Origin of the sequence: Microcoleus sp. C2D2 (assembly GCF_036702495.1) — a bacterium.
GTDB lineage: Bacteria > Cyanobacteriota > Cyanobacteriia > Cyanobacteriales > Microcoleaceae > Microcoleus.
Genome location: NZ_JAUBTO010000146.1, coordinates 1 through 10025, shown reverse-complemented (window position 1 = coordinate 10025; position 10025 = coordinate 1). Strand labels below are relative to the sequence as shown.

The 10025-nt window shown below is 46.8% G+C and carries 8 protein-coding genes; 2 read left to right on the top strand and 6 right to left on the bottom strand.

Annotated elements, in window-relative coordinates:
- Positions 1–64 precede the first annotated feature (64 nt).
- The gene (locus tag QUB61_RS31420) at positions 65–1561 is read right to left on the bottom strand and encodes a carotenoid oxygenase family protein (RefSeq protein ID WP_333127358.1); all 1497 of its coding nucleotides are present in this window, start codon (positions 1559–1561) and stop codon (positions 65–67) included.
- 119 nt (positions 1562–1680) lie between these two features.
- Positions 1681–3135, bottom strand: a complete 1455-nt coding sequence (locus QUB61_RS31415; protein WP_333127356.1) for a folate/biopterin family MFS transporter — start codon at positions 3133–3135, stop codon at positions 1681–1683.
- 148 nt (positions 3136–3283) lie between these two features.
- On the opposite strand from QUB61_RS31415, the gene QUB61_RS31410 reads away from it, so the two are divergent.
- Entirely contained in the window at positions 3284–3838 is a 555-nt protein-coding gene (locus QUB61_RS31410; protein WP_333127355.1) for a hypothetical protein, read from the top strand.
- 161 nt (positions 3839–3999) lie between these two features.
- Here QUB61_RS31410 and QUB61_RS31405 read toward each other — a convergent pair whose 3' ends face one another.
- The 3 genes from QUB61_RS31405 to tnpA form a co-directional block, all read right to left on the bottom strand.
- Positions 4000–5388, bottom strand: a complete 1389-nt coding sequence (locus QUB61_RS31405) for an RNA polymerase factor sigma-54 (protein WP_333127353.1) — start codon at positions 5386–5388, stop codon at positions 4000–4002.
- Positions 5389–5472: 84 nt separating this feature from the next.
- Entirely contained in the window at positions 5473–6792 is a 1320-nt protein-coding gene (locus tag QUB61_RS31400) for a sigma-54 dependent transcriptional regulator (protein WP_333127351.1), read from the bottom strand.
- A 54-nt stretch (positions 6793–6846) separates the two neighbouring features.
- Entirely contained in the window at positions 6847–7137 is a 291-nt protein-coding gene (gene tnpA / locus QUB61_RS31395) for an IS200/IS605 family transposase (RefSeq protein WP_333127349.1), read from the bottom strand.
- A 51-nt stretch (positions 7138–7188) separates the two neighbouring features.
- On the opposite strand from tnpA, the gene QUB61_RS31390 reads away from it, so the two are divergent.
- Positions 7189–8418: a transposase gene (locus QUB61_RS31390; protein ID WP_333127347.1), complete on the top strand. Its 1230-nt coding sequence runs from the start codon at positions 7189–7191 to the stop codon at positions 8416–8418.
- Positions 8419–8421: 3 nt separating this feature from the next.
- Here the strand turns inward: QUB61_RS31390 and QUB61_RS31385 are convergent, their stop codons facing one another.
- Positions 8422–9921, bottom strand: coding sequence for an ATP-binding protein (locus QUB61_RS31385; RefSeq protein WP_333127345.1), 1500 nt, complete (start codon positions 9919–9921; stop codon positions 8422–8424).
- Between the last annotated feature and the right edge of the window lie 104 nt (positions 9922–10025).

Below are 10025 nucleotides of genomic sequence, written 5' to 3'. Positions count from 1 at the left end.
TTCCACAAGAGTTCAATTTTCTTTCTTGTGGGGTGGGCAGGAGAGCCCGCCCATAGTAGCGCAACTACGAACCGATAGGAAGCAGTACATTTGGTGTAAAACAACCGTGCAAACCGTAGGGAATGTGCTGTTTTAAATGCAAGCGCGCGAGGGGCCCTTTGGTGATGTCGCGAGCATCTAAAATCACTAAGGTCGATCGATGATTAGCTGCATCATACATTAAAAGCAGCAGCCAGCCGTCATCCTCAGCCACAGCATCGGGACGGAGAACAAACACTGGTTCCCCCGCAAAACCTCGGGGCGCCGCACTCCACATTTGCCTTTCACCAGTCACGAAATCAATTTTGAGGATAGCTTGCAAAGGAGCATTTCCCCTGGGAGCATCAGCAGCACCAATGTAAAGATATCGGTAAGGTTGTCCGACATTATTGGGATGCAGAGTCGGAAACTCGCAACACCGAGTTTCAACAACTTGATGCTGCACGGTTTTGTCTTGCAAATTTAACTTAAAGCGCCACAATTCGCCCGCTGGAATGCTGTCAAAATCGCTTTCGCGAAAATCGCCGTCTGCTTCTACACTCGGAAATGAGTCGTAACAAATTGAATCTACAAAAACTTCGCCTGCTTCTTCCCATGCGTTGCAGTGGTGGAAGACAAAACAAGGTTCAGTTTCTAATATCTTCACCTCGTCAGTGCCGTTGCGGGGAATTAAAATTGCTTGCGTTGGCTGGTTGGGCGAAAATTTAATGCACTGGGCTGCACTCCGAAATCCTAAGAAGAAAGGCAGCGGATTGAAGCTGACGGGATTTTGGAAGAATATGCAGTAATTCGGGGTAATTACCATGTCGTGCAGGAAGGCAAAACCCGGTATTGCATGGGCGTGACGCTGCAAAAGTTTGCCGCTTTCGTCGAATTCGTAAATCGTGATGGTACTCGACAAACCCGGCTTGACAGAAAAGTTTACTAATCTGTCTCCTGCTCCATTTTTCCCTTTTTCAATTCTGGGGTGGGCAGCGAAGGCTTCACCGGGTTGTAAAATGCCGTCTAGGGTGTCTAAGCCGAGTGTTTCTAGGGTGCGGGGGTCGAGTCTGTAGGGTTCTGCTGCTTCCCAAAGTGCTAGCAGTTTGTCGCCCCAATAAATGATGTTGGTGTTGGCAATGTTTTTGATTTTGACATCAAAGATGTTCGCTAGCCAGCCGCCCGGTTTCTGCGTGCCAAAAACGCCTCGATGGAGGATTTTTCCGGCTTTTTGTTCGGCGATATAGCCTTCTGTGCGGATGAATCGGTTGCGGAAATGGGCGCGGCCTTCGGATATGGCGATCGCACAAATCATCCCGTCGCCGTCAAACGGGTGGTGAATGCGCTGGCCGTTGACATCCAACAATCCGGGCCCGTTGCGAAAGAATGTGCCTTGCAAGCCGGCGGGAATTTCGCCTTCTATGTTATCAATCCAGTAGTCGGATTCGTTGGGTTGGGATTCGTAGCCGCGCTGCCAGTCTGCGCGATCGTATGATAGGTTTTGGGCGGCTGTTTGAGGTGGGAAACTCTGTAATTTTTGCATGGGTCTAATAAGCTTTTATTGATTTAACCGCAGAGAACACAGAGGGCGCAGAGAGAAGGAAAGTCCCAGAATTGGGAAACACAGTTAAATTCAGTCTCAAAATCCGTGTATGCCTGCCTTTATTTGCTCTCTACAGTGCGCCTTTGTGACCTTACTGCGGGTACTAAGTCGGGAAAGTATTCGGGCATGAAATGCTGTCCGCCTGGTTTGGAACTGCCCGGTTCGGGTTCTAATACGGGGAGAGACTTTTGATAGTTTGGATCGCTGCTTTCTGTACTCTCGCCGGGCAGCCAATTTAAGAACAGTAGGGGCAGAAGTGTGGACAGGTTTGTGATGATGACTAGCAGCCAGAGGTTATCGAAATTGCGATCGGTAATTCCTAGCAAGTGGGTCAAAAGTGCACCGCCTTCGTGGGACAAAAGTCCTGCTAAATTTGTGATTGACATCAGCAGCGCAAATAAAGTTGCTTCGACGCCTCGAGGACACAAGCGGGTGGAGAGTACCAGCACCGGCATATAAGCAATTTTTCCGATTACTGTCAGGATCAGGCTGTCTCCGATGCTGAACCATTGATCGTCAATTCCTAAAGCTCGGTTCGCATGAGTTACTAATAATAAAGTAGTCATGCCCAAAGCAGTGGCAATGAGCGTTGACCAGCCAAAAATTACTCGAAATGGAACTGTTTTGAGGAAGCGCTGAAACAGCCAGACGCCGACGAGGGCGGCAATGCTGGTAGCGAGGCCCACTCGGCCGAGAAATTCTGGTGGAAAGCCTAATTCGTTGGTGGTGAAAAAGAAGAAGGCGGAGTCTGAGCTTGGGGTGGCTTGCAAGAGGAAGAGAAAGGCCGCGGGCAGCCAAATTGTTTTTTGGGTAACAGCTTGCCGCAGTTGTTTTAGTTGGTCTTTGACCGTTTCAAAGTCTGTTCTTTTGTTGGTTTTTTCTTCGGCAATTAACCAAGCTGTTGCTGATACAATTAGCGGGAAAGATGCGGTGATTAAAAAGATAGTCTGGGTGCTGAAGTGTTGCAGCAGGGAACCGCTGAGGTAGGCGGTAATTAATCCGCCGAGGGCTGAAGTGCCCCAACACAAGGATTGCAGGGAACCGGCGTCGGTAACGGATTCTTTTCTGGCCCTTTCGACTACCAGCGAGTCGGCAATTACGTCGCTGACGGCGACGGAGATGGAACTCAGGACGATCGCGCCTGTAGCTGCAAGCGGTGTGTGTACAATTGTTGCGAGGCTCACCCATGCTGACATTCCCAGCAGCCCGGAGAGGACGATATAAGGGCGTCTGCGGTAGCCGAATATCGGCAAGCCGTCGGACATGAAGCCGTACACGGGTTTGATAATCCAAGGCAGGGCGACGACGCCCAGCATTGCCGAAACTTCTGCCGGACTCATGCCGAGTTCGTCTTTGAGAAAGAAGCTGACGGCTAAGCGGGCTAGTCCTAGAATGCCTTGGACGAAGTAAATCAGTAAGATGGCTATGAGTTCGGGGGTTGGCTCATTCCCAAAGAATACTTTTTCTTTTAAAGATTCTTTGAGTTTGCTGGTGCCAGAGGGGGAAAGAAGCATTTGAGCAATATTTCTTAATGAATCTCAATATTTATAACACATTCTTAATGACTTCCGGGAACTGTCGGAGGTGGGATGCGAAAGTGAGGGGGAGGTGGCAGCCACTATAAAATTGTCATTAGCTGAAATAAAACTGTGTTTTTTAGCCATGAAAGCAAAAATTCAACTTGTTTCTCTGGCAGTTGCTGGGATGTCAGGAATGGGGGCTAATTTAGCCTCAGCAATACCTGCTGCTAACCAGCAAGGTGATTATCCGGTGCCGGCTGCGAGACAGCGGGGGAACAGACAGGTAAATTGGGTAGTTGTTGACTCGGATTCTCAAGGGTTGAATTGTCGGATGGCTCAGAGATTTCGATCTGTTTCTGTAGACGGTATCGATGCGTCTGCTGAGTTATTTGAGAGGAATAAACACAATGTTTCGCAGTGGCTATTGCTGACTGTTTTTCGGGGAGAACGCTTGCAAGCGGTGACGGGAAATAATGCGAATAAAATTACGATCGCCGATCCTGGGGGCAAACCTTGGCTGCCTATTTTCACAGGAAAGGGAAATTGTTTTGTACGGGCAAACAGCCGTTTTATTAAACCGATTGAAAATCCTACTATAGCGGTTCTCAATAAAATGAGGTACACACCGCTCGCAAGTGATGCCCACGGAGGCCTGTGCCCACGGAGGCCTATGCCCTATGCCCGCGAGAGCACCTAATGTTACTGAGAAAGGCTATACTTTAAAACCCTTAGAATAAGGCAGAATAGAAACTGGAAAAAAACTCACCTTACTTCTTTAATCAGAGTTTGCGATCGCAGAACCGCCATTATGTAGGGTGCGCCGGACTATCATAGCACCTTACGCCTATAATTCGCGCCTCAAACCACTTTTTGCCTAATTCCTGAATCAGTCTCTCGGCCGTGGGATGATTCTAAACTCAGTAGTTGGCGGTACTTAGTCACTGTTCTCCGAGCAATAGGCAGAGCAAATCGTATCCCCAGCAGGTGAGCTAACTGTTCATCAGTGTAAGGATTAGTCGGCGATTCTTCCTGAATGAGTTGCACCAGCAGTTGCTGAACTTGTTGAAGCGTTCGTCCCCCTACTCGTACAGAAAGGCAAAGCGATGCCAATGCTATTGTTTGATTTGGTCGATCGCAAATTAACAGATACCGTCCCCGAACAATCCGGCTCACTGTAGCGTTAGAAAGTCCCACCGTTTGAGCCACAAGTTGCTGAGGGGTTGGCACTAAATCTAATTTATTCCGACTGTTTAAAAAGGTTTGCTGGCGCTCAACTAAAAATTGACCGACTTTGAGAATATTTTCCTGCCATTGGTTCAAAGCTGTGAGTAAGTTCTGAGCTTTTTGTAATAAGACTTCCAGCCGTTGGGTATCTCTTGAACGTTTGTTTGATTTCGCCAACAGCTCAATGGCTTCGCCATTAAGACAAAAGCGCTGATTAACCTCATAGATTGGGGAAACTTGCCAGTCTCCTCCTGATTGAGGTTCGGCTTTCAGATCGGGGGTGACAATAGGAACATTTATCTGACCAAAGTTTCTAGCCGGACGGGGTTCTAATTCCTGAATTTGACTTAGGGCAGCGGTGAGTGTCTCCATGTTAGTGTCAATAGAAACTTGGGGATTTTGATGCAGCTTTTGCAGCAATGATTCACGATTTTTCTTGGCTTCTAAAGAACTAGCAGTACAATTTGCTAAGGCTTCTAAATAGTATTGAACTAATAAAAAAGCTAGAGTTTGAGGCTGGTATTTAAGTTGCAACAACAGACATTCTCGCAGCGATCGCGCTCCGATTCCAGGAGGGTCTAAACTTTGGAGAGCCGGCACAACAGCTTCTAGTTCTCTTGGACTCCAAACGGTACCCCTTGCCCAACTTTCTGCACTTCCTTCCAAATAGCCAGAGGGAGAGAGCCATTGAGTCAGATAAATCAGAGCATCGCTTTGTTTTTGTGGTAATGATAGAACTGATATTTGTCCAGAAAGATGCTCCTGAAGACTCAATCCTTGGGCCGGAGGATGATACCAATCCGGTAAAACATCCTCTAACAAAGCTTCGCGTCCTCCCGACTGGGCAGATGAATCAGGAGTGTTCATTAAAAATGGATTGTGCTTCGCTTCTTCCTGGACATACTCCACCACCCGTTGGCGATCCATAGGCAACAAACGTACTAATTGCCGTAGAGTTGGGTAGAAAACCGTTTGAGTCTCCAGGCGTGTTTCTTGTGAGGGTGCAGAAATTAGATAAGTCATGGCATTTTGTGGAGTCAGAGATTGAATTTGCGAGCGCAAATTGTTCCGAAAAAGTGCAAATTACAACAAAAATGAAATAGAGTGTCAAAGATTCCTTTGTTTCTTTTTCTGTTCAAAGCTTTGGGCGTCCATTCCTAAAGCTTTGTGAGGTTCGTGGGGATAGAGATTTAGGGCGCGACGGATTAAGTTTGTCTCCAACTGTGCTACAGCTTGCTCCAAGTTTAAATCCGGCAGAGATTCCTGGTTGAAGACAAGATGCTCTGGTAAGATTGTTCTTCCCCCAGAAAAAACAGCCGCTCGCTCTAAGGTATTTTGTAACTCCCGCACGTTTCCAGCCCAAACATGACTCCTAAGTTTTTCCAGTGCTGACTCGGTAATTGCTAGACTTTTAATACCATTTCGCAAGGCAATGCAGCTTAAAAAATGTTGGGTAAGTTGATTTAAGTCTTCAAGGCGATCGCGTAAAGGTGGCAGTTCAATTCGCACCACATTAAAGCGGTAATAAAGGTCTTCTCGAAACTGATTGAGCCGCACCATCTTTTCTAAATTCCGATGCGTCGCCGCCAAAACCCGCACATCTACTGTTCTGGTTTGATTGCTTCCCAACCGCTCAAAGGATTTATCCTGCAACACCCGGAGCAATTTTCCTTGAATTGTCGGGCTGAGTTCTCCTACTTCATCCAGGAAGATAGTGCCGCCATTCGCTTGTTCAAATCGACCAATTCTTAGGTTATTAGCTCCCGTGAATGCTCCTTTCTCGTGACCGAATAACTCTGCTTCTAACAGATGCTCTGGTAAAGCCGCGCAGTTAACTTTAACCAAGGGGCCTCGACTTCTGGAAGCAGCATGAAGGGTGGAAGCGACTAACTCTTTACCTGTGCCGGATTCTCCCACAATTAAAACAGTGGTGTTTCCTAGGGCGACTCTACCGATGAGTTTAAAGACTTGTGCCATTGCAGGCGATCGCCCTAAAAGCTCTTCTGGTTGTGCGATCGCTTGAAGATTTGCTTCCCCAACTTGATAAGCTGACGCGGTGTGATGAGCCAAAGCCTTCTGAACCAGATTGATTAAATCCTCCAAATCAAAGGGTTTGGTCAAGTAATCGTAGGCTCCCAACTGCATCGCTTCAATTGCCGTGCGGCTGGTTCCATAAGCTGTCATCACAATGACGGGCAATTCAAATAGAGTTTTCCCCAAAGCTTTGAGAACAGCACTACCTTGAGTCTTAGGCATTTTCAGATCTAGAAATACCAAGTCAGGACGAGAGGAAACATCGCCTTGAATTATTTTGAGTCCCAGATCTCCGTCTTCGGCTTCTATAATCGAGTGACCTTCATCTTTTAAAATTTGCGCCATAGCCTGACGCATCGCTTTTTCATCATCAACAATTAGAATTTTTGCCATCAGCCGATTTTAGAATTGGGATTATCAGGAAAATGGGTTGAAAACCCCGTCCTTTTAGGACGGCTTTTCTTGATTCTTAATGTACTGCTTCAATACTTCAATTGGTGCGCCTCCAACCGAGCTAACAAAATAGCTAGGACTCCAAAGAGCATCTTTGCCGTAGGGCTTGGGATATCCAGCTTGACCATATCGACGGCTAGATACCCCTTTTAGCGCGTTGACAATGCTGGACACGGAAAGCTTAGGCGGATACTCAATTAATACATGGATGTGGTCGGCTTCACCGTTAAATTCAAGAATTTGAAAATCCATCTTATGTCTTTCTCGGCGGAGCTGGGTTGACATTGATTGTAGGCCAATATATAATCGAAGTACAGACCAATACTAGCATATGCAATGAAAGCCAGATATCGCTATAGATTCTACCCGACAAACCAACAACAGCAGAACCTCGCTCAGTTGTTTGGTTGCGTGAGGGTAGTCTGGAACGATGGTCTAGCTCTTTGTAAACAGTCTCAAAAGTATCCGGGATTTAGCAAGCTATCTGCTTTGTTAACTCAAACCAAAAAAACTGATGAACGCCAATGGCTAAAAGATGTTTCGTCTGTTCCTTTGCAGCAGTCTCTCAGGCATTTGGACATTGCTTACAGAAACTTTTTCAATTATTGTAATGGGAAGCGAAAAGGCAAAAGACTAGGCTCACCCAAGTTTAAAAAGAAGACAAATTCACAGTCTGCTGAGTTCACAAAAGCAGCATTTTCTCTAACAGATAAATCTGTATACTTGGCTAAAATTGGTACTGTCCACCCAATATGGTCAAGAAGCCTCCCGTCTGAACCTAGTTCCGTCACGGTAATCAAAGATTGTGCAAATCGTTATTTTCTAAGTTTTGTCGTAGAAATTCAGCCAATTCAATCTGAGGCTAAAAACCAAAGTATCGGAATTGACTTGGGGATTAAAACTTTTGCAGTGATGAGCAATGGCGAAAAAGCGGAAAGCCCTAGCTATAAAACGCTAGACCGAAAAGTTCGTAAACTGCAACACAAGTTAGCCCGCCAACAAAAAGACTCTAAAAGAAGAAATCTAACACGAATTAAAATCGCCAAATTACACCACCGCATTGCCGACACTCGCTCATATTTCCTGCATAAACTGTCAACCAAAGTAATCAACGAAAACCAAACGATCGTTTTGGAAGATTTGAATGTGTCAGGGATGGTTAAGAATCGCAAACTTGCTAGAGTAATTAGTTTGCAAGGCTGGAGAGAATTTAGAACTTTGTGTGAAGCTAAGTCTGAAAAGTTTGGCAGAGAGTTCAAGGTAATTAGTCGATGGGAACCCACCAGTCAGGTTTGCTCAGATTGTGGCTTTAATTGGGGCAAAATCGATTTGTCTATCCGTTCAGTGCTTTGCTTGAGTTGTGGCACTGAGCAAGATAGAGACGAAAATGCTGCTAAAAATATAGAAAAAGTCGGGACAGGGCATTGCCACGACTCTAAATGGTCGCAGAGGGACTGTAAGACTACTTCGGTAGCAAGACCCGATGAAGCGTCAAGAATCACCGCTGCTTTAGCGGGCGTGAGTATGTCAATATCGAATGCCATTATCCTAGTCCCTAACCCCTAGTCTTTAATCTCTGCTCTTAGGTAGATAAACGCTAAAACGGGTGCAACCAGGTTCAGAATCCAAGCCGATATATCCGCCCTGACGAGTGATAATCTCGTGACTAATTGCCAGTCCTAAACCCGTCCCCTCCGGTTTTGTTGAATAGAAAGGGTCAAATATCCGCTCTCGGTCGAATGGCGACAATCCCTGTCCTCGGTCTTCTACCCAGGTAACAAAATAGTCCTGCTGCTGTTCCACTCCCACCAATACTTGACCTCCCTCTGGACTGGCTTGGATGGCATTCAAGATTAAATTAACCATTACCTGTCCTAACTCCCGAGGACGCAGCGGCACTTGGGGTAAGGTTTTAGTCGCAGCGCAACAGACCAGCGTCACTCCCTGTTCTTGGGCTCTCAGACGCAGTAGAGTCACTGATTCTTCAACAACAACTTCCAGGGAAGCAGGAACCAGTTCTTCCTGTTGCTGATTTTGGTCAAAATATAACAGCCGCCTTACTAATTGCTCTAAACGGTCTATCTGTTCCAACAGGCTGCAAATTGGTAAATTCGTTATCCCCTGCTTTTGGAGTTGCCGCTGGCTATACTGCAAATTGAGCCGCATACTTGCAAGGGGATTGCGAACTTCGTGGGCTACCCCCGCCACCAACTGCCCCAAAGATGCCAGACGTTCCACTCGGCGCAAGCGCTGTTCAAGCTGTTGACGGCGATGTTGCATCGTATTAATTGCCTCTCCCAGCAGTCCCATTTCCGCTCTCAAGGGTGGAATTTGTTCAGCTTTACCCTCTTCCATTGCCTTGATACTCTGTTGTAGTCGCTGTACCCCCCAGTGGAGTTGTAAGGCAATATAAAATGTCCAGGCTCCTACTACCAAGTTCATCAAAACCACAAGAATGCTTAAGACTTTTTGACGGGCATCCTTAGAACTGGGTAGAGGTGTGCGCTTCATTGTCCATACAGCACCCCACAGAGGCAAGGGATCGGCGCGCAGCACCAGCAAATCGAGTCCCGGTTGCAGCACTAATTCTTGAGGCAATCCCTGGCTTGTGGCGCGGCGAGTCAATTCTAAAATCGTTTTTTCCTCTGCTTTGGGAATGTCTTTTTTGGGAGATGCCCCTGCGTGAGTCGGATAGGCATAGCCCAAAAGCCGATCTTTTTGCAGCAGGTAAAATCCCCCTTCCACTCGCGGTTCGTCAGCAAGCGCTTCTGTTGAAAGTTCCTGGAGTTGTTTGTCCCATTGCTTATTTGGCTTGTCTGATTGCCCCTGGTAAGATTCCCAAAACAGCTTTATCAATCGAGCATCAGCATTGGCTAATTCGTCTTGATTTCTGGTCCTGACTGCACTGGAACGGCTTTGAAATAACTCGGCTACCAGCCACAGAGTCGCCCCACCTAAACTTAAAAACAGAATGGTGAGGATTGTTAGTTGCAGTCGGAGTGTCCAGCGTGGAACGATCGGATCAAATCTAATCGCTGATTCAGTGGACAAAAGTGGATTATGTGGCATAACTGTATCCATCGACTCGATGAACCGCAAGGCAATATTTAGCCCTAACTGGGCTAACCTTGCCGACCTGTGTAACCATTTCAAACACCCCCGTTGCGCGAACT

Coding starts and splice junctions, on each gene's coding strand:
- tnpA (WP_333127349.1), bottom strand. CDS start 7,137: ATGTCAACCCAGCTCCGCCGAGAAAGACATAAGATGGATTTTCAAATT.
- QUB61_RS31405 (WP_333127353.1), bottom strand. CDS start 5,388: ATGACTTATCTAATTTCTGCACCCTCACAAGAAACACGCCTGGAGACT.
- QUB61_RS31415 (WP_333127356.1), bottom strand. CDS start 3,135: ATGCTTCTTTCCCCCTCTGGCACCAGCAAACTCAAAGAATCTTTAAAA.
- QUB61_RS31390 (WP_333127347.1), top strand. CDS start 7,189: ATGAAAGCCAGATATCGCTATAGATTCTACCCGACAAACCAACAACAG.
- QUB61_RS31400 (WP_333127351.1), bottom strand. CDS start 6,792: ATGGCAAAAATTCTAATTGTTGATGATGAAAAAGCGATGCGTCAGGCT.
- QUB61_RS31420 (WP_333127358.1), bottom strand. CDS start 1,561: ATGCAAAAATTACAGAGTTTCCCACCTCAAACAGCCGCCCAAAACCTA.
- QUB61_RS31410 (WP_333127355.1), top strand. CDS start 3,284: ATGAAAGCAAAAATTCAACTTGTTTCTCTGGCAGTTGCTGGGATGTCA.
- QUB61_RS31385 (WP_333127345.1), bottom strand. CDS start 9,921: ATGCCACATAATCCACTTTTGTCCACTGAATCAGCGATTAGATTTGAT.